Below are 20,787 nucleotides of genomic sequence, written 5' to 3'. Positions count from 1 at the left end.
AACACACCCGTTCGTGTCGAGTAGAGACCGAGCTTGTCGAGGGCTCGTATCGAGACATCGGCGCCGCGGGTGAACACCTCTCGATGACGCGCTCTCGACGTTGCTCGATCGCTACTCGAGGCGAACGGTAGGAATAGGAACATGGTTCGTCGCATAGCTTATCTGGTTGGGGCGCTTGCTGCATCGCTCGCCACCCCCGCACTCGCGCAGGTCGAGGTCGATGTCGTCGGCGGCATTTCCGCGCCGATGCCGATCGCGATCCCGGCGATGCCGACGCCCGCGCCGCAGCAGACCGCCGCCGGCTCCACCGACGCGCTCGGGCGGCAGCTGGCGGAGATCGTCACCAACGACCTGCGCAACTCCGGGCTGTTCAAGCCGATCGGCCCCGACAAGCTGCGCACCATCGGCCAGGATCAGGTCACAGCGCCCGATTTTCCGTACTGGGGCGGCACCGGCGCGCAGGCGCTGGTGCAGGGCTTCGTCCGTGCCAACGGCGACGGCACGCTGACGGTCGGCTGCTATCTGTACGACGTGTTCGCGAAGACCGAACTGACGCGGCAGGGCTTCGTCGTGCCGCCATCCGACTGGCGCCGCGCCGCGCATAAATGCGCCGACACCGTCTATACCCGCCTGTCGGGCGAGGGGCCGTATTTCGACAGCCGCATCGTCTATGTTTCGGAGACGGGGCCGAAGGCACGACGCGTCAAGCGGCTCGCCATCATGGATCAGGACGGCGCCAACCACCGTTTCCTGACCAACGGCCAGTCGATTGTGCTGACCCCGCGCTTCGCACCCAACCAGCAGCAGATCGTCTATATGAGCTATCTCGACGACCGGCCCACGCTCTACGTCTACGACATCGGCGCCCAGCGCCAGCGCCGCCTGGTGAGCAGCAACGCACTCACCTTCGCACCGCGGGTGTCGCCGAACGGCCAGTGGGTCATCTTCTCGATGGCGCAGGCCGGCACCACCAACATCTACCGCGTGCCGATCGGCGGGGGCGCGCCGCAGCGGCTGACCAACGGCGCCAGCATCGACACCGGCGGCAGCTATTCGCCCGACGGGTCGAAGATCGTATTCGAAAGCGATCGTTCGGGCACGCAGCAGCTCTATGTGATGAACGCCGACGGGTCGAACCAGCAGCGCATCAGCTTCGGCGGCGGGCGCTATGCGACCCCGGCGTGGAGCCCGCGCGGTGACCTGATCGCCTTCACCCGCATCGGCGGCGGCGCGTTCCGCATCGGCGTGATGTCGCCGTCGGGCGGGGGCGAGAAATTGCTGACCGAGGCATGGGGTGACGAGGGGCCGAGCTGGTCGCCGAACGGCCGCGTCCTCACCTTCTTCCGCGCCGCACAGGGCTCGGCCAAGGCCGATGTCTGGTCGGTCGACCTGACCGGCGTCAACGAACGCCGCATCCCGACCCCGCTCGACGGGTCCGATCCCAGCTGGGGGCCGCTGCGCCCCTGACATTTCCGCCATCGAAAAGGAGACCCGATCATGGCCACTACGAAAACTCGCGCGATCGTCATCGCCGCCGCGCTGATCGCAACCGCCGGCTGCGCCAAGAAGCGCCCCGCCGTCCTGCCGCCCGCGCCCGAGGGCATCGCGGGTCAGGTCGATCCCAACGCCGGCCAGAACACCGGCCCGGGTACCGGCGCGGTCGTGCCCGGCAGCCGGGAGGACTTCATGCGCTCCGTCACCAGCGACACGGTGCTGTTCGGGCTCGACATGTTCGACATCGATTCGCAAGCGCGCGCCGTGCTCGACACCCAGGCGCAGTGGCTTCAGCGGTATCCGAACGTCCGCATCTCGGTCGAGGGCCACTGCGATGAGCGCGGCACCCGCGAATACAACCTCGCGCTTGGCGATCGCCGCGCCAACGCCGCCAAGAACTATCTGATCGCGCGCGGCGTCGACGCAGGCCGCATTTCGACCATCAGCTACGGCAAGGAACGCCCCGCCGCGCAAGGGTCGGACGAGGCCAGCTACGCTCAGAACCGCCGCGCCGTGACGGTGACGTTGCAGTAGTCCCTTTAAGCCCTCTCCCCGTTGGGGAGAGGGTTGGGAGAGGGGCCTACCACGGGCGCCAAGTCTCGGTGAGACACCATCCCCTCTCCCAAACCCTCTCTCCAAGGGGAGAGGGCTTCATGACCTTGACCCCTCCATAATCCCGATATAAATGTGATATCACATTAACGGGAGGTGGAGATGATCGAGTCGTCACGTGAGCGCCGCGCGCTGAGCCATAGCGTCGAGGTGCCGGCCAGCACCGCGAACGGCTTTGCGATGCTGGGCTTCATGCTGGTTGCGGTGCTGGTCGCCGGATTTTTCGTCGTGTCGCTGGCGAACGATCGCCTGGACCCCGTGTTCGCGCTGGTGCCGGCGGGGGCCATGCTGGTCGCGGCGTTCGTCGCCTGCGGCTTCTACATGCTCCAGCCCAATCAGGCGGCGGCGATCACGTTGTTCGGCGCGTACCGCGGTACCGACCGGACGGAAGGGCTGCGCTGGGTCCTCCCGTGGATGATCCGCAAGAAGATCGCGGTGCGCGCCAACAACATCATTTCCGACCGGATCAAGGTCAACGACCTGCGCGGCAACCCGATCGAGATGGCGGCGCAGGTGGTGTGGCGCGTGACCGACACCGCGCAGGCGCTGTTCGACGTCGACGATTACCGCGCGTTCGTGCTGGTGCAGATCGAGGCGGCGGTGCGGACGATCGGGTCACGTTATCCGTACGACGATTTCGAGCATCAGGAAGTGACGCTACGCGGCAACCACGACCAGATCGGCGGCGAACTGCGTGAGGAGTTGATCGCGCGGCTTACCGTTTCGGGCATCACCGTCGACGAATGCGGTTTCACGCACTTGGCCTACGCACAGGAGATCGCGGGCGCGATGCTGCGGCGTCAACAGGCGCAGGCGGTCGTCGCCGCGCGCCAGACCCTGGTCGAGGGTGCGGTCGGCATGGTCGAAATGGCGCTCGACCTTTTGAGCGAAAAGAACGTCGTCGAGCTGGATGACGAACGCCGCGCGTCGATGGTCAGCAACCTGATGGTCGTGCTGTGCGGCGACCGCGATGCGCAACCCGTGGTGAACGCCGGCACGCTGTATCAATAGGCCGGGCCGGTGACCGCTCCCCCGAAAAAGGCGTTCCCCCTGCGCCTCGATCCCGCGCTCCACGCGGCGATCGAGCGCGCGGCGGCGGCGGACCTGCGCAGCGTGAACGCTGAGGTCGAATGCCTGCTGCGCGAGGCGCTGGCGCGGCGGGGGGTAAAAGTCGCAGCACCGGAAAAGGCACGGCGGGGGCGGCCGCCCAAGACGGGAGAGGGTGAATGATGTCGGGATATTTCAGGCAGTTCGGATGGTCGCAGCCGGTACGTGACGGCTATTGGTTCGCCCAGAAGCGATACGGTTTCGGCGCGGTGCCGGCGACGCTTGCCGGGTGGGTTGCCACCGCGCTCTATGTCCTCGCGATCGGCCTGATCGTGAAGGCGATGCATTCGGACGAGGTGAAGCTGATCCTCGGCGGCGCACTCACGGTCGCCTTCCTGGCGATCACGTGGCTCAAGACCGATGGCGGCTGGCGCTGGCGGTGGGGGTCGTCCGATCGCTAGATGCGTCCGCAGTCGCTTGGCGCGGGCCGTCCGGCGAAGCGGTCGCCGATCCAGTCGAGCGTCGTCGTCGCACTGTCGGCGGCGCTGGTGATGTGGCCGCCCTTCGTCGCCATCGTCACGTAGCGCACGCGCGCGCGGCCCGTGCACAGCCGGCGGGCGAAGGCGCGCGTCACCTCTGGCGCCACGATCTTGTCGCCGCTGTTCTGCGCGATCAGCAGCGGTGCACCCGGCGGATTCTGTCCGGCACTGTTGATCCGCGCCAACCGTGCCCACGGCTGGATCCTGCCCAGATCGACCCCGCGCAGGTCGCGACGCAGCGCGAGCAGCCCGATCGCGGTGCCGATCTTCAGTGGTTTGCCCGTCGTCAGGCAATTCTGCGCAAGCCGCCCGATCAGCCGCCCGGTCGCCGGCCTGCCCAGCGTCGACAGGTCGGCGCGGTAGAACGCCTGCCAGCTATGTGCGGCGAACGCGGTCAGATACGCGCGCGCCGTGGGATCGGCACCACCGGTCAGATTGGCCACCAGGTCGGTCGGCGGCGCCGCCGCGGCGATCCCGACCAGACGCAACTCGGGCGCATAGCTGCGCGCGCGCTCGCCCGTGAACAGCGCGGCGTGGCCCCCTTGCGATTCGCCCCACACCGCGAAACTGTCCCCCGCGCCGGCGACCCGTATCCCCCGCGCCGCGCGCACCGAATCGAGTACGGCATGCGCGGCATTGTCGCCGACCAGGAACGGATGCGGCTGCGGCGTGCCGAGGCCGGGATAGTCGGTCGCAACCACGACATAGCCGCGCCGCAGCGCATCGGTCAGGCCGGGCGTCATCGTGAAGAACGCCGGGCTGAGCGACGGCGCGCACGCCGGGGTGACGCCCCAGGTGCCGTGCGCCCAGGCGATGACGCGGCGTCCTTCGCGCGGCGGCGACGCGGTCGGCGCGACGACCACGCCGGTCACTTGTTCGGGCGCGCCGCGATCGGTGCGCGATGTGTAGCGGATGCGCCATGCCTGCGCCCCGGCGGGCGCGCCGGCCAGCGGCTCGGCGGCGATCAGCGTGCCGGCGGCCTGGGCGATTGCGGGAAGCGGCGACACCGCGATGGCGATCGCGCCGATCCTAGCGGCCCGCACCCACATCCCGCCCGAATGCATCATCGACTCGGTCTCCGCGCCACGACAGCGCGCGGAGCGTCGCATGTTTACTTCGCGGGCGGTAGCGCCGCCGGAGCGAACGCCTCGTCGAGCAACCGCGCCAGCCGCAGTCCGCCCTTCATCACCTGCTCGCGCGCCGGCACGACCAGCTTCGCGATCGTCGCCTCGTCGAGGTGCGAGCGCGCCGGCGCAGGGCCGCACGGATCGCCCATCGCGGTCGCGTACACCGATGCCTTCGCGACCTGCCAGCTGTCGCGGCTCCAGTCCTCGATCGATCCGGCCTGCACCGGCGCCTTCGCAGCGGGCGAATAGACCCGCACCAGGCTCGGCGGGGTGGAGATCGCGCGCTCGGCGAGTGGCCCATCCCAGATCGAATGGAGGTTGAACTTCTCCGGCGCATAGATGCCGTAGTCGGCCCGCGCGCGATTGCCGCCCAGGTCGCCGCGATCGCCGGCGTGCAGCGGCTGGTGAAGATCGCCGACGAAGTGGACCAGGAACGCGAGCGCCTGCACCTTCTCGCGCACCGGCACGGCCTTGTCCTGCAACAGCTTCACGTCGCGTTCGATCTGCGCGGATACGCAATTGCCGTCCCTGCACGCCGACTTCACGTCGAACGGCTTGCAGATGTCGACGTTCTGGTAGTGCCACGAATAGGCATAGCTGAACCGCTGGCCGAGCGGTTTCACGCAGTCCGCCCACACGCTCGCCTGCTCGATGGTGCGCGCCGGGCACGTCGGCGTCTCGAGCAAACGCGACTGTCGCAGCAGCGCATCGATCTTCGCGCGGGTGGCGGGCGATACGTTGCGGTAGGCAATGCTCGCGACCGTCTCGTGGCCATATTCCCAATAGGCCGAAGCCGGGGCGGCAATGATGGTCGCGACGAACGCGAGGGCGGCGGCGAGGGTGCGGATCATAGCGGCAGACCTAGCGCTCGCCCGCGCCGCGGGAAAGCGCGTTCGCTGCACCGGCGGGGCGGTCAGCGGATTGAGCGGCGCTGCCGATCGGCGTATCCCGGCGCGATGGACATTCATGGCAGCTGTCACTGCGGCGCGGTGCGGATCGAAGTACCGGCGGCGCCGACATGGGTCGCCGACTGCAACTGCTCGCTGTGCCGCAAGCTCGCGTGGCGCGTCGCCTATTACCCGCCCGAACAGGTCCGCGTGACCGGCCCGACCACTGCCTATGTCTGGGGCGACCGCATGATCGGCATCCACCACTGCCCGACCTGCGGCTGCGGCACCCACTGGGATACGCTCGGCGAAGACTTCGGCAAGATGGGCATCAACGCCCGCCTGCTCGACGGTTTCGACGAAAGCGCGGTCGAGGTGCGCAAGTTCGACAACGCGGCCGACTAGGCGGCTCCCCCCGAGCGCCGGACGGCTAGCCTATTTCTCGTCGCCGTAGATCGCCACCACCCGTTCTCCCTCCGCCGACGCGCGCCCGCGGTACATGCCCGGCGTGTTAAAGCTCCACGCCATTTCGCCCGACGGCCCGGTCAGGATCACGCCGCCGCTGCCGCCCATCGTCTTCACTTCGCCCATCACCGTGTCGCCGGCGGCCTTCAGCGTCTCGCCCTTGAAGCGGACGCGCGCGCAGATTTCGTGGGCGACGCCCTCGCGGATGAAGAACTCGCCCGCGCCGGTGGCGGAGACGGCGCAGGCGCGGTCGTCGGCGTAGGTGCCGGCGCCGATCAGCGGGCTGTCGCCGACGCGGCCCCACCGCTTGCCGGTGACCCCGCCGGTCGAGGTCGCGGCGGCGACATGGCCCGCCGCGTCGCGCGCCACCGCGCCGACGGTGCCGTATTTCATGTCGACGTCGAACCAGCCGACCTTCTTCGCCTTCAATTCGTCCAGCTGCCGCTTGCGCTCGGGCGTCGCGAACCAGCTCGGGTCGGCCTGTTCGAGCCCGTTCTCGGCTGAGAAGACGTCGGCGCCCTTGCCGGCCAGCATCACGTGCGGGCTGTCAGTCATCACCTTGCGCGCGAGGCTCACCGGGTGGCGGGTGCGCGTGACGCCGGCGACCGCTCCGGCGGCGCGCGTCGACCCGTCCATGATCGCGGCGTCGAGTTCGTTGGTGCCTTCATAGGTGAACACCGCGCCGCGCCCGGCGTTGAACTGGGGATCGTCCTCCAGCACCTGGATCGCCGCCTCGACCGCGTCGACCGCGCTGCCGCCTTTGGCCAGCACCGCCTGTCCCGCATCGAGCGCGGCGTTCAGCCCGGCGCGCGCCGCCGCTTCCTTCTCCGGCGTCATCCGGTCGCGCTCGATCACTCCCGCACCGCCGTGGATGACGAGCGTCCAGCCGGGCTTGGCGGTCTGGGCGGCAACAGGGGCGGACATGACAAGGGCTCCGATCAGCAGGATGAGGCGCATGGGCACGACTTTCGTCATAGGGTCGGCGTCATAGGGTCGGCTCGGTCGTAGCAGGTTGCGCAGGCGTCGCCACCTTCGGCCGCAACCCGATCAGCGGGCGGGCCCAGCCGATCTCGCGGCCGCCCAGGTAGAACACCCAGCAGGCGGCGATGGTGATGAGCGTGAGCGCGCCGAACTCCGCCGCCGCTGGCAGCGCGAGCGGCAGCAGCCACCACACGCCGACGACGATCGCGGTCTGGTGGATGATATAGAAGGGGAACACCGCCTCGGTCAGCATCGGGCGCCAGCGGTGGTCGCGGTTCAGATACGCCTCCGCCACGCCGATCAGCGCGACGATCGCCGCCCAGGTGTGCGGCTGGCGTGCCCACACCGACAGGTCGGACACCCACTGCGGCGGGCGAGCGAGGCCGGGATACGCGACCTCGATCACGACGGTGACGGCGTAGCTGGCAATCGCGAGGAACGCCGCCGGCTTCCACCATCGCACCATCGCCGCCATCGCCGCGTCCGACCCGGCCAGGCCGTAGCCGAACAGGAAGGCAGGGAAATAGGCGAGGTGGGCGACCCCGTCGTTCCAGACGTCGTGGCTGTCGCTCCACCGCTGGAACACGACCACCTGCGTCGCGAACAACCAAAGGATCGGCAGCGTGAGGACACCGATGCCCCCGAACACCCGGTCGAACGCGGCCTGCGCGCGTGGCGGCGTGGGGAGGGCGACGAGCACGCCGAGCACCACCGTGTAGAGCCACAGATAGGCGACGAACCACAGGTGGTTCCACGTCGGCAGCACCAGCCCGTCGAGCATGCCGAAGCGGAAGTAATCATGGGTCAGGAAGTGCCAGTAGGACGCGGTATAGCCATGCTGGGTGGTAAGCTCGACCCACGACTGCGGCGGCACGATGACGAGGATGCCGAACGCGAGCGGCACCAGCAGCCGCCACGATCGGTGCACGACAAAACTCCCCGCCGACCGCCACCGCCGCAACAGCGCGCGGCTGGCATAGCCCGACACTAGGAACAGCAGCGTCAACCGCCACGGGCTGATCGCCAGCATCGGGATCGCCACCCAGTCGATCGTCGGCGCCACCTTCGCGTGGAACGGCCAAGCCACGAAGACCATGCCGATATGGTAGAGGATCAGGATCGCAAACGCCCCGATCCGCAGCCAGTCCATGCCATAATGCCGTGCCATCGCGCGGCGGCGTAGCGGAGGGGCCGGGCGGGGGGAAGCGCAGGAATCCTCCCCGGCACGGGGGGGGGGGACCGCGAAGCGGTGGAGGGGGAGCGGCACAAACGGTGCGTGCGCGGAGGCCCCCTCCGTCGCGCGTTCCGCGCGTCACCCCTACCGCGGTGGCATCCCGATCACCGTCCCGATCCACCCCACCCGGCTCCCGATCGCATAGCCTGCGAAACACGCCGCGAGGCTCGCGACGGCTAGGATGGCGAACTCCGCCAGCAGCGCAAACCCCATCGGCAGCGTCCACCATGCCGCGACGATCAGTGCGGTATGGTGGAGGATGTACGCCGGGAACACCGCCCGCGCGAGCGGCCCGCGCCACGCATGGTCGCGGTTCAGCCAGCGATCGGCAGCCTGGAACAGCACGCAGATCATGCTCCACGCCATCGCGATCCGCGCCGCACGGTCGAGCGCCATCAGCGCGTGCGGGGGGAGCGCCTCGCCCGGATAGCGCACCTCTATTCCGACGACGACCATCCCGGCGAGCAGCGCGGTGGCGATCGCCGGCACGAACACGCTCGCCAGCGGCGGCCACAGCGTGCGGTGGCCGGCCAGCACGAACCCTAGGCCGAACATCGGCGCATATTCGGCATGCCCCGCCCAGTCGCTGAACAGCCCCTGCCGCTCGGCGACCACGAACATCAGCGCGAGCTTTACGGTCGCCAGCGCCACGATCGGCGCCCACAAAAGCCGCCGTCCCTCCGCCAGCCACGCGGCCAGCGGCGCTGCGCGCCATCCCAGCGCCAGCACTGCGCCCAGCCCCAGCGTGTACGCCCACAGATACGCGACGAACCACAGATGCTCCCAGCTCGGGAAGCCGACGCCGTGGAATGCGCCGACGCGCCAGTAATCGACCGCCCAGAAATGCAGATAGCCCGGTGCATAGCCGCCGCCGCGCACTCGCACCCACATCTCGACCGGCACGAACACCGCCATGCCGAACGCCAGCGGCACCAGCAGCCGGGCGCTGCGCGATCGCAAAAAGACGGTGACATCGGGCGTCCGCACGAACAGCTTCGCGCTGGCATAGCCCGATACCGCGAACAGCAGCGCGAGGCGCCACGGCGTCAGGAAGGCCATCGGCGCGATCAGCGCGGGGTAGGTCGTGGCGGACTTCACCACCCAGCCCCACGGCGCGAAGACCATGCCGATGTGATACAGGATCAGCAGCGCGAACGCGCCGATGCGCAGCCAGTCCATGCCGTAATGGCGCTGGCGGGCCGGCATCGCGGCGGTAATGTTCGGCTCGTGGCGCACGCCCCGCCGTTACCGGGTCTAGGATAACGATGCGTTAGCGTTTGCGCCGGTTTCCCTCATCCTTTCGGAGGGCTATATGGCGGCGCATCAGTCTGGAGCGTTTCCCCATGTCCGTTCGACCCTGGCGCGATATCGTGCGCCGCCAAAGCCGCCAGATCATGGTCGGCAACGTGCCCGTCGGCGGCGATGCGCCGGTCACGGTCCAGACGATGACGAACACGCCGACCAGCGATGCAGTCGCGACGATCGACCAGATCCGCCGCTGCGAGGATGCCGGGGTCGACATCATCCGCGTGTCCTGCCCCGATGTGGAAAGCACCGCCGCGCTGAAGACCATCGTCCGTGCCGCGCGCGTGCCGATCGTCGCCGACATCCATTTCCACTACAAGCGCGCGCTGGAAGCGGCGGACGCGGGTGCTGCGTGCCTGCGCATCAATCCGGGCAACATCGGCTCGTCCGAGCGCGTGCGCGAAGTCGTCAACGCCGCCAAGGCCAATGGCTGCGCGATCCGCATCGGGGTGAACGCCGGTAGCCTGGAAAAGGACCTGCTCGAGAAATACGGCGAGCCCTGTCCCGAGGCGCTGGTCGAAAGCGCGCTCGACCATATCAAGCTGCTCCAGGACCACGATTTCCACGAATTCAAGGTGGCGGTGAAGGCGTCCGACCTGTTCCTCGCGGTCGCCGCCTATCAGCAGCTCGCCGAGGCGGTCGATTGCCCGCTGCACCTTGGCATCACCGAAGCCGGCGGGTTCGTCGGCGGTACCGTCAAGTCGGCGATCGGGATCGGCAGCCTGCTCTGGTACGGCATCGGCGATACCATCCGCGTGTCGTTGTCGGCGGAGCCCGAGGAGGAAGTCCGCGTCGGGTTCGAGATCCTGAAGGCGCTCGGCATCCGCAACCGCGGCGTCCGCGTCGTCAGCTGCCCCAGCTGCGCGCGTCAGGGCTTCGACGTGATCCGCACCGTCCAGGCGCTGGAGGAACGCCTCCAGCACATCCGCACGCCGATGAGCCTCTCGGTCCTCGGCTGCGTCGTCAACGGCCCCGGCGAGGCGCGCGAAACCGACATCGGCCTGACCGGCGGCGGCAACGGCAAGCACATGGTGTACCTGTCGGGCGTCACCGACCACACGGTCGAGAGCGCCGACATGCTCGACCACATCGTCAAGCTGGTCGAGGCCAAGGCGCACGAGATCGAGACGGGCGTGTCGAAGGCGGCGGCGTGAAGTGTGCGGGGCTGGCGGTCGCGATCGCCCTCATCCTATCCCCGTTCGTGCTGAGCGCAGTCGAAGCACATGCCCCAAACGCCGCGCTTGAGGCACGTGCTTCGACTTCGGCGCGTGGCGCCGAAGTTTATCCTGAGCCTGTCGAAGGGCTCAGCACGAACGGGGTGGGGGCAGAATCGGAAGGCGAGACGAGCGCGAGCGGTGCGGCCCACCCCGAAGCCAAACCCTTCCCATCCCCCTCCCGCGCCCGCGCCGACATCGCCGCCGCGCTCACCCGCGCGCGCGCGAACGGCCACCGCGTCCTCGTCATCTTCGGCGGCAACTGGTGCCACGACAGCCGCGCGCTCGCCGGCTGGTTCGCGACCCCGCGGTTCCGGGCGATGCTCGACCCCCACTATGAGATCGTATGGGTGAATGTCGGCAAGAAGACGAAGAACCTCGACATCGCGCGCAGCTATGGTCTCGATGGCGTGCCGGGCACCCCGACCGTCCTGATGCTCGATGCCGCGGGAAAGCCGCTCAACCTTGCCGACGCACCCACGTGGCGCAACGCCGCGTCGCGCAGCGCGGACGCGATCTACGACCATTTCGCGAGAGGCTAGCTGCCGCCGATCACGTTGATCGTGAAGGCGATGACCCCCAGATTGAACACGAACGCCGCCAGGCAGTGGAAAGTCACCGTGCGGCGTACGCCGCGATCGGTGATGCTCACGTCCGACGTCTGGAATGTCATCCCCAGCGTGAACGCGAAATAGATGAAGTCCCAGTAATCGGGCTCGTCGCACTCCGGGAAATCGAGTCCCGCCGCATCCCCTGAATCGTCACCCTTCGAATAATAGAGGTGCGCATAGTGGAGTGCGTAGACGGTGTTGGCGAACAGCCACGATAGCGCCAGCGTACCGATGACCAGCGCGATCGTCAGCGGCGGCGGCGCGCCCTTCGCGGCCAGCTCGCCGACCACTGCGGCCAGGATCGCGATGGAGGTCGCGCCCGTGATGCCCAGCAGAACGACGCGGTTGGCGTCGTTGCGCTCGGCGGCGTCGCGCATCGCATCGGCATCCGACCTGGTCAGCAGCGGGACGATCGACAGCAGGAACACCGTAGCCGCGATATCGAAGCCGACCATGATCCCCGTCGACCAGCCCGATCGCGCGATCGCGATCGGCACCGCGACCGCGGCGATGACGCAGAACGCCAGGAAACGGGGCGGGGCGATGCGGTTGCCGATCGATTGCTGGCGCGTGCTCATCGCGCTGGTATAGGCGCTCGCAATGCCAACGCCAGCGGGGGAAGGGGCGCATGACGAACGACACGCCAGTCCGCCCCGCGACCGCCTTCGCCGTCGCCGCGCTCGGCATCTTCGTGTTCTCCGGCATGGACGCGGTGATGAAGGGCCTCGTGCTCGCGCTCGGCGTCTATACGACGATGTTCTGGCGCAGCCTGGCCGGCGCCATCCTGTCGGGGGCGCTCTACGCCGGCACGCGCAGCCCCTGGCCGACGCGTGCGGCGATGCGGCTGCACCTGATCCGCGGTCTCGTCAGTGTCGTGATGGCGCTCAGCTTCTTCTGGGGGCTGGCGCGCATCCCGATGGCGCAGGCGATCGCGCTCGCCTTCATCGCGCCGATCCTCTCGCTGTTCCTCGCCGCCCTGATCCTGAAGGAACACGTGCCGCGCGGGTCGGTCATCGCCTGCGCGTGCGCTGCGGGCGGGGTCGCGCTGATCCTGACCGGGCAGGCACGCGCCGACCTGGGGCGCGAGGCGCTGGCCGGTACCATCGCCGTGCTGCTCTCGGCGGTCTGCTATGCCTTCAACATCATCCTGATGCGCGCGCAGGCGCAGGTCGCCAAACCGATCGAAGTCGCGTTCTGGCAAAGCCTGATCGTGTCCACCTGCCTGCTCATCGCCGCGCCGTGGTTCGCGGACGTGCCCGACAGCCAGCATATCCCGACGATCCTGGGCGCCGCGGTGCTCGCCACCGTCTCGCTGCTGCTGCTCGGCTGGGCGTATCAGCACGGCGAGGCGAGCTATCTCGCGCCGACCGAATATACGTCGTTCGTGTGGGCGGCGATCCTCGGCTGGCTGGTGTTCGCCGAACCGCTGTCGCCGTGGACGCTGGCCGGTGCCGCGCTCATCGTCGCGGGCTGTTTCATCGCGGCGCGGGGGAAACCCACCGCCGTCCCCCAACTCGAGGTAGCTCCATGACCGTCGCCATCCGCCCCGCCGTCCTCGCCGACGTTCCGGTCATCCTGCGCTTCGTCCGCGAGCTCGCGGAGTATGAGCGCGCCGCCGACAAGGTCGTCGCGACCGAAACACTGCTGGCCGACGCGCTGTTCGCGCAGCAGCCCGCGGCCTATGCGGTCGTCGCTGAGGTGGATGGCGTGCCGGTCGGCATGGCGCTCTACTTCTTCAATTTCTCGACCTGGACCGGCTGGCGCGGGCTGTATCTGGAGGATCTCTACGTCACCCCCGATGCGCGCGGGAGCGGGGTGGGCGGCGCACTGCTCACGCATCTCGCCGGCATCGCGGTCGCGCGCGGCTGTACGCGGTTCGAATGGGCGGTGCTCGACTGGAACGCGCCGGCGATCGCCTTCTACCTGTCGAAGGGCGCGGAGCCGATGAACGAATGGCGCACGTACCGCGTGTCGGGCGATGCGCTGACCCGGCTGGCGGAGGGCGCATAATGGCGGCGGACGAGGGCCTGATCGCCTGGGTCGCGGAGGCGACCGAGCCGCTCGGCACGCTGACGAAGCGCGCGATGATGGGCGGCGCGACGCTGTACCTCGACGGACAGGTCTTCGGAATCGTCGACGATGACGCGCTGTGGCTGAAGTCCGATAAGGTCAGCGATCCCGAATGGGACGCCGCCGGATGCGAACGGTTCAGCTTCACCGCCAGCGACGGCAGCGTCGCGACGATGAACTACCGCCGCGCGCCCGACGATGTGTACGACGACGCCGACGCGCTCAGGCGCTGGGCGGCGCTGGCACTGGAGGCGGGGCTGCGCGCGCCGAAAAAAGCGAAGGCCGCCAGGAAGCCAAAAGCGCCGAAAGCAGGATCGTCACCCAGGAAATCGTGAAGCCGAGCATCATGACCGGCGAGGGGCCGTTCAGCCATCCCGCGACTGCGGTGCAGACGCCGATGGTAACGAACAGCGCCGCGACGAAGCCGGGCAGGCGCATATGTGACAGCAGCAGGATCGCGATGCCCGCCGTGCCCGCCGCGAGCAGCGCGAACTTGATGTGCACCGGCCACCACAAGGCGTCGATGAGCGTGGGGGGGCCGGGCAGGTCGGCAAGAATGCGGTAGAGCAGCGCGCCCTCGATCTGGTCGCACAGCGCCGCGAGCAGGATCGCGCCGATCACCAACCACCTGATCCGTTCCCCGGCGAAGGCCGGGGCCGAGCTATGGGCCGCTCGCGACTGAACCCCGGCCTTCGCCGGGGAACAGGCAAGCGCCGCGAACACCAGGAACGCCGCATACGCCGGGATGAACCCCAGCGCATCGAGCAGCAGCCCGGTCTTCTGCGCCGCAACCAGCGCCGACCGGCACGGCTCCGCACCGAACAGCATCGCAACGTGCGCCGGCGACCGCACGAACTCGAACGCGATAATCGGCCCCAGTCCACCGGTCGGCCCGCACGCCACCAGCCCCGGTATCTGCCCGAAGCCCCACGAACACAGGAACGCCGCCACGCCTGCCGCTGCACACCAGCGCCAGGCGTTGGCAGGGGTCATTCGCCGTTGTCGGCCCGGGCGGCCTTGTCGGCCTTGTACGCCTCGATGGCTTCGAGCGTGATCCGCTTGGCTTCCTCGGCATCGCCCCACTGGCCGATGCGCACCCACTTCTCGGACTCCAGGTCCTTGTAGTGCTTGAAGAAATGCTCGATCTGCTGGAGCACGATCGACGGCAGATCCTGCCGCTCGCCGACGTCCGAATAATAGGGGAAGGTCGTGTCGACCGGCACGCACACCAGCTTCTCGTCGCCGCCGGCCTCGTCTTCCAGCTTCAGCACGCCGATCGGGCGCGCGCGCACGACGCAGCCCGGTACGAACGGCGAGCGTGCGACGACCAGCGCGTCCAATGGATCGCCGTCGGGCGACAGCGTATGGGGCACGAAGCCGTAGTTCGCCGGATAGCGCATCGGTGTGTGCAGGATGCGATCGACGAACAGCGCGCCGCTGGCCTTGTCGAACTCGTACTTGACGGGCTCGCCGCCCACCGGAACCTCGATGATGACGTTCAGGCTGTTGGGCGGATCGTCGCCCACCGGGATCAGGTCGATCCGCATGTCTGTACCTTCCTTCTCAACTAGACCGTTCGTGTCGAGTAGCGACCGAGTAGCGTGGAACACGCGTATCGAGGGCGCGTATCGAGACAATGTTCCCGATACGCCGCCTCGACAGGCTCGACGGCTACTCGAAACGAACGGTTCGGGCTAAATCACTTCGCCGTCAGCAGGCGGTCCAGACCATTGGTCGCGGTGCCCACTTTCTCGAGGCGCGGGTAGCGCAGGCCCCCGTGATAGTCGAGCGCGACGTCGCGATATTTGCTGCCCGTCTTGGTCAGCAGCCGGATCGGCTCCTTCGACGTCTTGGCCGCCTTCACCGCGTCCTTCAGCTTGTCGCCGGTGTACGCGTCGCCGTTGACCGCGACGATCGTCGTGGCGACGTCGAAGCCGGCATCGAACGCCGGCGAATCCCACATCACCGCGCGCACCGCGCCGTCGCTCGCCACCGTCATGCCCAGCGAATAGGCGAAGCTCACGGTCTTCGACGCCTTCTCGCCCGCCTTGGCCACCGCGTTCGGCTCGTCGCCATAGACCAGCTTGTAGCCGTTCCCCTCGAACCCGCCGAGCGGCGCGCGGTCGCTGACCTTGTTGACGCGGGTGTCGAGGAAGGTCGCCCAGTCATAGGGGGTGACGCCATTCAGCGTCTTCACCACGTCGTCGAACGTGTAGGTCACCTCACCCCAGTCGCCGTCGTTGATCCCGAAGAAGGCGCGCGCGAAATCGTCCATCGACTTCGCACCGCGGGTCTGCTTGCGGATGATCGCATCTGCCTCCAGCCAGATCAGCGCACCCTCGATGTAATAATCCTCGGGCCGCTGCCAGCTCGTCCAGCCCTTGGGCTTGCGCGCGGCCATGATCGGGTCGTTGGTGGTGTCGACCAGCGGGCGCCACGTGCGGCCCTTGCTGGCATCAAGGCCCGCCGCCCAGCCGGCGAAATTGTCGAGCGCTTCCTGCTTCGACAACATCCCCGATCGCGCGCCCAGCACCACGCCCCAGAATTGCGTCTGCCCCTCGTACACCCAGAGCAGGCTGTCGCGCATCGGCGTGCGGAAATCGGGGGTCCACAGGTCGGCGCCGCGGCGGAACTTGCCGTTCCAGCTGTGCGTGAATTCATGCGGCAGCAGGTCGCGGTCGCCCACCGCATCCTTCCACTCGGTGAAATAGCCCAAATCCACGCCGTTCTCGCTCGAGCGGTGATGCTCCAGCCCGATCCCGCCGATCTCATCGCTGATCGACAGCAGGAATTCGTACTTGTCGTAATGCTGCGCGCCGAACAGCTTCACCGACTGGTCGACCAGGTTCTTGTGCAGGCCGATCACTTCCGGGGTCGCGGCCAGCTCCTTGGCCGAATCGGCGACCACGTTCAGGCCGACGCGCGGGGTCAGCTCCCACCGCTTGAAATAGCGGCCGGCGAACACCGGCGAATCGATCAGCGTCTCATAGCTGGTCTGCTGGTAGCTGTAGGTGGAGCCACTCGCCTTGCTCGGCAGGCCCGATGCCGCGGTCCAGCCGGCGGGATACTTCACGGTCGCCTGGATCGGGATGCGACGGGTGTAATAGCCCGCCGGGTACAGGCTGACCTGCTCGAACTGGAGGTTCAGCATATTGGGCGTGACGGAGATGCGGCCCTGGTTCGGCGCGGTCGCGGTCACGAACTGGAAATCGAGGTTGAGCGCCTTGGCGCCCGCCGGCACGTCGACATGAAACGCATAGACGTCGACCGGATCGCGCCGCCACGGCACCGCCTTGCCGCCCGCCGTCACCTTCAGGCCCGCCAGCTTCTCGATCTCGCCGCGCGGACCGTGCTTGCCCGGCAGCCACGACGGCATCAGCAGCACCATGTGCCCGGCATCGGCGACCGGCACGACCTGCTTCACGCGGTAGATGCCCTGCGCGATGTTGGTGGCATCGACGTCCAGCTGGATCACGCCCGGATAGGCGACGTCGCGCGCCTCGGGAATGTCGTTGGGCAGCGGCGCGGTCGCCGCCGGCTCGGTATTGCGGACCTGGGCCGAGGATGTCGCGGCGGTGGAGGCGAGGAGCAGGGCGGCAAGCGCGAGGGTGCGGGTCATCGGTGGCCTTCTCGAAGCGATGGGATGACAGATGCTTAGGGGGCTATCGGTGGCTCCGTAAAGTGCCGTCCACTGCATATCCTTCACCGCTTGCTTACCAATCGCCGCTAGCAGTCGGGCGCATGTACCACGACACCCATCTTGCCGCGCAGTCACGGACCGATCCGCGCCCGGCGTCGGCGGTCAGCCACGGGGTCGGGTTTGCGGGGCTCGGCGGGCTGCTGGTGTGGGTCGGCGTGGCGCGCTGGTTCGGGATGGACGGGCCGTATGCGGCGCTGTGCAACCTCATCGCCTGCGGCATGCCGATGGTCGTCTGGTCGCTGGCCGTCGACAAGGTGCACCGCAATCCCTCGACCGGGATCGACTGGACGAACGTGAAGCCGTGGCGCGCGACGATCGACGTGTCGCTGACGAAGCTCGCCGGGTTGTGGCTCACCTGGGGCGGCATCGCCGCGATCTACGCGGTCGGCAAATTCTATTGGGAGGGCAATTTCGCCTTCGCGATGTGGTGTTTCTCGGTCGCCGCGCCGTGGGTCGTCGCGGCATCGATTCCCTGGGTGCTCTGGATGGACCGCCGCCTGGTCGAGCCGCGCGACGGTGCCTGGGCGCTCGGCGCGTGGATGCTCAACCTCGACGAACCCTATGAGCGCGAGGCGATCTACGCCCATCTGCGCAGCTGGGGCGTGAAGGCGTTCTTCCTCGCCTTCATGCTCGCGATCGTGCCGGGGGGATTCGGTGAGTTCATCCGCGGCGACATGTCGATGCTGCTGCACGATCCGGTCGCGCTGGCGCAGTGGCTCATCACCTTCATGTTCGTAATCGACGTGGCGTTCGCGACGGTCGGCTATCTCCTTACCTTCCGCGCGCTCGATTCGCACATCCGCCAGGCGCAGCCCTATGCGGCAGGATGGATGGCGGCGCTGATCTGCTACCCGCCGTTCATCCTGATGGCCGACGGCGGCCCGCTCGACTATCACATCGGCACGTCGGACTGGACCGCGTGGTTCGCCGGCCACCCGGTGCTGCTGGCGGGGACCGGCGCGGTGCTGGTCGCGCTGACCGCGATCTATGCCTGGGCGACGATGGCGTTCGGCCTGCGCTTCTCGAATCTCACCCACCGCGGCATCATGACCCACGGGCCCTATGCCTTCAGCCGCCACCCGGCCTATCTCAGCAAGAACCTGTTCTGGTGGATCTCGACCATCCCGATCCTGTCGACCACGGGGAGCTGGGCGGACGCAGCGCGTAACACTGCGCTGATGGCGGTCGTCAGCGGCGTCTATTACTGGCGCGCCAAGACCGAAGAACGGCATCTCGGGCTAGACCCGGCCTACCAGGCCTATGACGGGTGGATGGCGCGCAACGGATTGATCCCGCGGATGTTCGCCCGCCTGTCGCGCTGAACCCGAACGCTCAGTCCTCGACTTGCGACGACGTGTGGCTGCCGATGCTCAGCGTCAGCTGCGTCGACAGCGCATGATCCATTTGCGCCGGTGACCCGCTGCGCCCCGGACGATATTGGTTGAGATAGCCGACATCGACGCTGCTCAGTTTCCCCAGCGGGATCGTGAAGCCGACGCTGTTGCGCATCCGCTCATACCCGCTCCGCTGACCCCAGCGCGTCGCGTTGGGCAGGTAGAAGCTCTCATGGCTGATGAACAATTTGAGCCCGCCTTTTCCCAGCGGCTGATTGTAGCGCAGCAACGGGCGGATGCGGAATCCGATCTCGTCGCCGCCCGGATGAAACCGCTCGTCGACGCGCAACCGCCCGACTAAGCGCCCGAACGTCGCCACGATGTGCTGGCGCAGCCGGTTCTCGTCCTCGCTACGGTTGCCGTTGTGAAACCCGACGCGGCGATAGCCGAAGCCCAGCTCGATCTGGTCCGACACGCGATACGCCACGATCCCGCCGAGTTCGGTCTGGAACAGCCCGCCCTGCCTGTCGCCGATCCGCGCGATCTGCTCGAGCGTCAGTTTCACCCGCTCGGCGAGCGGGGCACTGGCGTTCACCTGCAACCACAGCTGCGCGTCCTCATCCTGCGCGTGCGCGGGCACCGCCGTCAGCATCGCTGCAACCAGCGCGGACCAGCGCGCCGCGCGCTTCAGAAGCTGTACTCGCCGTACACCCGCGACACGTCCTGCCCCCACGCGCCGTGGTAGCGATCGAGCAGCACCTGCGCCGGCACCTTCCCCGACCGCACGATCGCGCGCAGCGGGTCGAGGAACCCGGCCTCGCTGTCGCCCGCACCGTTCAGCCGCGCGCGCGCAGTCAGCCCGGCATTCGCGATGTCGAGCACTTCGCCGGCGATATCGCGCAACGTGCCCCCACCCGGGATCGGCGCGTCCAGCGCCAGCCGCGGCACCGCAGTCCTCAACGCCTCGCGCTCCTCCATCGTCCAGTGCTTCACCACGTCCCACGCCGCATCCAGCGCGCCGTCATCGTATAGCAGCCCGACCCACAGTGCTGGCAACGCGCAGATGCTGTCCCACGGCCCACCGTCGGCCCCGCGCATCTCCAGGAAGGTCTTCAGCCGCACTTCGGGAAAGGCGGTGGAGAGATGGTCGTTCCAGTCGTCCATCGTCGGCGTCTCGCCGGGCAGGACGCTCAGCTCACCCTTCAGGAAGTCGCGGAAGGAAAGGCCGGCGGCGTCGATGTAGCGCCCCTCGCGGTAAACGAAGTACATCGGCACATCGAGCGCGTATTCGGCATAGCGTTCGTAGCCGAAACCCTCCTCGAACACGAACGGCAGCATCCCCGTCCGATGCGGGTCGGTGTCCGACCAGATGTGGCTGCGATAGCTCAGCATGCCGTTCGGCTTGCCTTCGGTGAACGGCGAATTCGCGAACAACGCTGTGGCGAGCGGTTGCAGCGCGAGGCTCGTGCGGAACTTCTTCGCCATGTCGGCCTCGGACGCATAATCCAGGTTCACCTGGATCGTGCAGGTCCTGAGCATCATGTCTAGCCCGAGCGACCCCACCCGCGGCATGTGGTCCAGCATGATGCCATACCGCCCCTTGGGCATCCGCGGCAGGTCCGCGCGCGTCTTGTCTGGCCACATGCCAAGCCCCAGGAACCCGATCCCAAGCTTCTCGCCCACCGCCTTCACCTGTTTCAGGTGGCGCCCGGTCTCGGCACAGGTCTGGTGCAGGTTTTCCAGCGGCGCGCCCGACAGCTCGAACTGCCCGGCGGGTTCCAGGCTGACCGAACCGTCGTCGCCCGACAGCGCGATGACCTTGTCGCCCTCGAACACCGGCTTCCATCCGAACTGCTCCAGCTCGCCCAGCAGGGCGCGGATGCCGCCCGGCTCGTCATAGCTCGGCGCGTGATGATCGGCGGTCGAGTACACGAACTTCTCATGCTCGGTGCCGATCCGCCACCGCTCCTTCGGCTTCTCGCCGCGGGCGAAGCTGGCATAGAGCTGCTCGACCGACTCGATGGCGGGAGAGGGGGTTGCCGAGGCAGTCTTCGTCGTCATCCGCGGCCCTTACGCCGGGGCAGAGGCGGACGCTAGTGGGGCGCAAAATCCTCCCCGCTCGCGGGGAGGGGGACCAGCCGCAGGCTGGTGGAGGGGGCGTGCCGCG

At 68.1% G+C, this 20,787-nt stretch carries 23 protein-coding genes; 12 read left to right on the top strand and 11 right to left on the bottom strand.

Translation table 11 applies throughout. From position 1 onward, the window contains the following. Window positions 1-141 precede the first annotated feature (141 nt). The 5 genes from tolB (at window position 142) to M9980_RS08545 (ending at window position 3,614) form a co-directional block, all read left to right on the top strand. Entirely contained in the window at window positions 142-1,467 is a 1,326-nt protein-coding gene (gene tolB, locus M9980_RS08565) for a Tol-Pal system beta propeller repeat protein TolB (protein ID WP_250749278.1), read from the top strand. A 30-nt stretch (window positions 1,468-1,497) separates the two neighbouring features. Continuing rightward, the gene (pal, locus tag M9980_RS08560) at window positions 1,498-2,028 is read left to right on the top strand and encodes a peptidoglycan-associated lipoprotein Pal (RefSeq protein WP_250749276.1); all 531 of its coding nucleotides are present in this window, start codon (window positions 1,498-1,500) and stop codon (window positions 2,026-2,028) included. A gap of 180 nt (window positions 2,029-2,208) precedes the next feature. Further along, window positions 2,209-3,117 carry an SPFH domain-containing protein gene (locus M9980_RS08555; protein WP_250749269.1) on the top strand — a complete coding sequence of 303 codons (909 nt, stop codon included), beginning with the start codon at window positions 2,209-2,211 and terminating at the stop codon, window positions 3,115-3,117. 9 nt (window positions 3,118-3,126) lie between these two features. Further along, window positions 3,127-3,336 (top strand): type II toxin-antitoxin system antitoxin, encoded by a 210-nt coding sequence (locus M9980_RS08550; RefSeq protein WP_250749266.1) that lies wholly within the window; start codon window positions 3,127-3,129, stop codon window positions 3,334-3,336. Then, the gene (locus M9980_RS08545) at window positions 3,333-3,614 is read left to right on the top strand and encodes a hypothetical protein (RefSeq protein WP_250749262.1); all 282 of its coding nucleotides are present in this window, start codon (window positions 3,333-3,335) and stop codon (window positions 3,612-3,614) included. The genes M9980_RS08550 and M9980_RS08545 overlap by 4 nt, the downstream gene beginning before the upstream one ends. Here M9980_RS08545 and M9980_RS08540 read toward each other — a convergent pair. Together M9980_RS08540 and M9980_RS08535 are read right to left on the bottom strand one after the other, a co-directional pair. Further along, entirely contained in the window at window positions 3,611-4,759 is a 1,149-nt protein-coding gene (locus M9980_RS08540; protein WP_250749259.1) for an alpha/beta fold hydrolase, read from the bottom strand. The genes M9980_RS08545 and M9980_RS08540 overlap by 4 nt on opposite strands. Window positions 4,760-4,803: 44 nt before the next feature. Next, a complete protein-coding gene (locus M9980_RS08535; protein ID WP_250749256.1) occupies window positions 4,804-5,670 on the bottom strand; it encodes a S1/P1 nuclease in 867 nt (288 codons plus the stop codon). A 105-nt stretch (window positions 5,671-5,775) separates the two neighbouring features. On the opposite strand from M9980_RS08535, the gene M9980_RS08530 reads away from it, so the two are divergent. Continuing rightward, the gene (locus M9980_RS08530; RefSeq protein ID WP_250749253.1) at window positions 5,776-6,111 is read left to right on the top strand and encodes a GFA family protein; all 336 of its coding nucleotides are present in this window, start codon (window positions 5,776-5,778) and stop codon (window positions 6,109-6,111) included. A gap of 30 nt (window positions 6,112-6,141) precedes the next feature. On the opposite strand, the gene M9980_RS08525 is transcribed toward M9980_RS08530, so the two are convergent. From M9980_RS08525 to M9980_RS08515, 3 genes are all read right to left on the bottom strand, one after another. Then, complete coding sequence (locus tag M9980_RS08525) at window positions 6,142-7,095, bottom strand: isoaspartyl peptidase/L-asparaginase family protein (RefSeq protein WP_250749250.1); 954 nt, start codon at window positions 7,093-7,095, stop codon at window positions 6,142-6,144. A gap of 61 nt (window positions 7,096-7,156) precedes the next feature. Then, window positions 7,157-8,320, bottom strand: a complete 1,164-nt coding sequence (locus tag M9980_RS08520) for an acyltransferase family protein (RefSeq protein WP_250749247.1) — start codon at window positions 8,318-8,320, stop codon at window positions 7,157-7,159. Window positions 8,321-8,470: 150 nt separating this feature from the next. Then, window positions 8,471-9,622 carry an acyltransferase family protein gene (locus M9980_RS08515; protein WP_250749245.1) on the bottom strand — a complete coding sequence of 384 codons (1,152 nt, stop codon included), beginning with the start codon at window positions 9,620-9,622 and terminating at the stop codon, window positions 8,471-8,473. Between the two features lie 107 nt (window positions 9,623-9,729). Between M9980_RS08515 and ispG the strand changes: the two genes are divergently transcribed. Continuing rightward, on the top strand, window positions 9,730-10,845 hold the full coding sequence (gene ispG, locus M9980_RS08510) for a flavodoxin-dependent (E)-4-hydroxy-3-methylbut-2-enyl-diphosphate synthase (RefSeq protein ID WP_250749242.1): 1,116 nt from the start codon (window positions 9,730-9,732) through the stop codon (window positions 10,843-10,845). Window positions 10,846-11,009: 164 nt separating this feature from the next. Next, a complete protein-coding gene (locus M9980_RS08505) occupies window positions 11,010-11,447 on the top strand; it encodes a thioredoxin family protein (RefSeq protein WP_250749239.1) in 438 nt (145 codons plus the stop codon). Here M9980_RS08505 and M9980_RS08500 read toward each other — a convergent pair. After that, entirely contained in the window at window positions 11,444-12,094 is a 651-nt protein-coding gene (locus tag M9980_RS08500; RefSeq protein WP_250749236.1) for a DUF1345 domain-containing protein, read from the bottom strand. The genes M9980_RS08505 and M9980_RS08500 overlap by 4 nt on opposite strands. Before the next feature lie 50 nt (window positions 12,095-12,144). Here M9980_RS08500 and M9980_RS08495 point away from each other — a divergent pair, with 50 nt between their 5' ends. The 3 genes from M9980_RS08495 to M9980_RS08485 are packed head-to-tail and all read left to right on the top strand — an operon-like array spanning window position 12,145 to window position 13,921. After that, on the top strand, window positions 12,145-13,047 hold the full coding sequence (locus M9980_RS08495; RefSeq protein WP_250749234.1) for a DMT family transporter: 903 nt from the start codon (window positions 12,145-12,147) through the stop codon (window positions 13,045-13,047). Further along, a complete protein-coding gene (locus M9980_RS08490) occupies window positions 13,044-13,526 on the top strand; it encodes a GNAT family N-acetyltransferase (protein WP_250749231.1) in 483 nt (160 codons plus the stop codon). Before M9980_RS08495 ends, M9980_RS08490 begins: the two co-directional genes overlap by 4 nt. After that, entirely contained in the window at window positions 13,526-13,921 is a 396-nt protein-coding gene (locus M9980_RS08485) for a TfoX/Sxy family protein (protein WP_250749228.1), read from the top strand. The genes M9980_RS08490 and M9980_RS08485 overlap by 1 nt, the downstream gene beginning before the upstream one ends. Here the strand turns inward: M9980_RS08485 and M9980_RS08480 are convergent. From M9980_RS08480 to M9980_RS08470, 3 genes are all read right to left on the bottom strand, one after another. Continuing rightward, window positions 13,809-14,579: a hypothetical protein gene (locus tag M9980_RS08480; protein WP_250749225.1), complete on the bottom strand. Its 771-nt coding sequence runs from the start codon at window positions 14,577-14,579 to the stop codon at window positions 13,809-13,811. The genes M9980_RS08485 and M9980_RS08480 overlap by 113 nt on opposite strands. Next, entirely contained in the window at window positions 14,576-15,133 is a 558-nt protein-coding gene (gene ppa, locus M9980_RS08475) for an inorganic diphosphatase (RefSeq protein ID WP_250749222.1), read from the bottom strand. The genes M9980_RS08480 and ppa overlap by 4 nt, the downstream gene beginning before the upstream one ends. A gap of 152 nt (window positions 15,134-15,285) precedes the next feature. Continuing rightward, window positions 15,286-17,205 carry a M61 family metallopeptidase gene (locus tag M9980_RS08470; protein ID WP_250749219.1) on the bottom strand — a complete coding sequence of 640 codons (1,920 nt, stop codon included), beginning with the start codon at window positions 17,203-17,205 and terminating at the stop codon, window positions 15,286-15,288. 122 nt (window positions 17,206-17,327) lie between these two features. Here M9980_RS08470 and M9980_RS08465 point away from each other — a divergent pair, with 122 nt between their 5' ends. Further along, window positions 17,328-18,608, top strand: coding sequence for a methyltransferase family protein (locus M9980_RS08465; protein WP_250749216.1), 1,281 nt, complete (start codon window positions 17,328-17,330; stop codon window positions 18,606-18,608). A gap of 10 nt (window positions 18,609-18,618) precedes the next feature. Here the strand turns inward: M9980_RS08465 and M9980_RS08460 are convergent, their stop codons facing one another. Together M9980_RS08460 and M9980_RS08455 are read right to left on the bottom strand one after the other, a co-directional pair. Next, entirely contained in the window at window positions 18,619-19,272 is a 654-nt protein-coding gene (locus M9980_RS08460; RefSeq protein ID WP_250749214.1) for a DUF2490 domain-containing protein, read from the bottom strand. A 35-nt stretch (window positions 19,273-19,307) separates the two neighbouring features. Then, window positions 19,308-20,681 carry a glutamate--cysteine ligase gene (locus M9980_RS08455; protein ID WP_250749211.1) on the bottom strand — a complete coding sequence of 458 codons (1,374 nt, stop codon included), beginning with the start codon at window positions 20,679-20,681 and terminating at the stop codon, window positions 19,308-19,310. Between the last annotated feature and the right edge of the window lie 106 nt (window positions 20,682-20,787).

It is taken from the genome of Sphingomonas donggukensis, assembly GCF_023674425.1.
Classification (GTDB): domain Bacteria; phylum Pseudomonadota; class Alphaproteobacteria; order Sphingomonadales; family Sphingomonadaceae; genus Sphingomonas; species Sphingomonas donggukensis.
The sequence above is the reverse complement of the archived record's forward strand: the minus strand, read 5'-3'. Positions and strand labels throughout refer to the sequence as shown.

Coding starts and splice junctions, on each gene's coding strand:
- M9980_RS08520 (WP_250749247.1), bottom strand. CDS start 8,320: ATGGCACGGCATTATGGCATGGACTGGCTGCGGATCGGGGCGTTTGCG.
- M9980_RS08545 (WP_250749262.1), top strand. CDS start 3,333: ATGATGTCGGGATATTTCAGGCAGTTCGGATGGTCGCAGCCGGTACGT.
- M9980_RS08480 (WP_250749225.1), bottom strand. CDS start 14,579: ATGACCCCTGCCAACGCCTGGCGCTGGTGTGCAGCGGCAGGCGTGGCG.
- M9980_RS08465 (WP_250749216.1), top strand. CDS start 17,328: ATGTACCACGACACCCATCTTGCCGCGCAGTCACGGACCGATCCGCGC.
- pal (WP_250749276.1), top strand. CDS start 1,498: ATGGCCACTACGAAAACTCGCGCGATCGTCATCGCCGCCGCGCTGATC.
- M9980_RS08500 (WP_250749236.1), bottom strand. CDS start 12,094: ATGAGCACGCGCCAGCAATCGATCGGCAACCGCATCGCCCCGCCCCGT.
- M9980_RS08525 (WP_250749250.1), bottom strand. CDS start 7,095: ATGTCCGCCCCTGTTGCCGCCCAGACCGCCAAGCCCGGCTGGACGCTC.
- ppa (WP_250749222.1), bottom strand. CDS start 15,133: ATGCGGATCGACCTGATCCCGGTGGGCGACGATCCGCCCAACAGCCTG.
- M9980_RS08485 (WP_250749228.1), top strand. CDS start 13,526: ATGGCGGCGGACGAGGGCCTGATCGCCTGGGTCGCGGAGGCGACCGAG.
- M9980_RS08460 (WP_250749214.1), bottom strand. CDS start 19,272: ATGCTGACGGCGGTGCCCGCGCACGCGCAGGATGAGGACGCGCAGCTG.
- M9980_RS08490 (WP_250749231.1), top strand. CDS start 13,044: ATGACCGTCGCCATCCGCCCCGCCGTCCTCGCCGACGTTCCGGTCATC.
- M9980_RS08540 (WP_250749259.1), bottom strand. CDS start 4,759: ATGATGCATTCGGGCGGGATGTGGGTGCGGGCCGCTAGGATCGGCGCG.
- M9980_RS08470 (WP_250749219.1), bottom strand. CDS start 17,205: ATGACCCGCACCCTCGCGCTTGCCGCCCTGCTCCTCGCCTCCACCGCC.
- tolB (WP_250749278.1), top strand. CDS start 142: ATGGTTCGTCGCATAGCTTATCTGGTTGGGGCGCTTGCTGCATCGCTC.
- ispG (WP_250749242.1), top strand. CDS start 9,730: ATGTCCGTTCGACCCTGGCGCGATATCGTGCGCCGCCAAAGCCGCCAG.
- M9980_RS08555 (WP_250749269.1), top strand. CDS start 2,209: ATGATCGAGTCGTCACGTGAGCGCCGCGCGCTGAGCCATAGCGTCGAG.
- M9980_RS08535 (WP_250749256.1), bottom strand. CDS start 5,670: ATGATCCGCACCCTCGCCGCCGCCCTCGCGTTCGTCGCGACCATCATT.
- M9980_RS08495 (WP_250749234.1), top strand. CDS start 12,145: ATGACGAACGACACGCCAGTCCGCCCCGCGACCGCCTTCGCCGTCGCC.
- M9980_RS08455 (WP_250749211.1), bottom strand. CDS start 20,681: ATGACGACGAAGACTGCCTCGGCAACCCCCTCTCCCGCCATCGAGTCG.
- M9980_RS08530 (WP_250749253.1), top strand. CDS start 5,776: ATGGACATTCATGGCAGCTGTCACTGCGGCGCGGTGCGGATCGAAGTA.